1 pseudogene is annotated in these 337 nt (G+C 58.5%); it reads left to right on the forward strand.

The features are described 5' to 3' along the window. Positions 1 to 337: pseudogene (locus AC2A06_RS18970) on the forward strand (type VI secretion system contractile sheath large subunit); the annotation flags it as partial.

Genomic DNA, 337 nt, shown 5'->3' on the forward strand with positions numbered 1-337 from the left:
CGCCAACTCCACCCAGAAGCCCGCGTTGTATGACACGGCCGATGCCACGGCCAACAGCCGCATCAACGCACGTTTGCCGTACATCTTCCTGCTGTCGCGCATTGCTCACTACCTGAAGTTGATTCAGCGTGAAAACATCGGTACCACCAAGGACCGCCGTTTGCTGGAGCTGGAGCTCAACACCTGGGTACGTAGCCTGGTGACCGAGATGACCGACCCGGGTGACGAACTGCAAGCCTCTCACCCGCTGCGTGATGCGAAGGTGATTGTGGAAGACATTGAGGATAACCCGGGCTTCTTCCGCGTGAGACTGTACGCCATTCCGCACTTCCAGGTG

The sequence above is a fragment of the Serratia sp. HNCC26DJ244 genome, assembly GCF_057180565.1.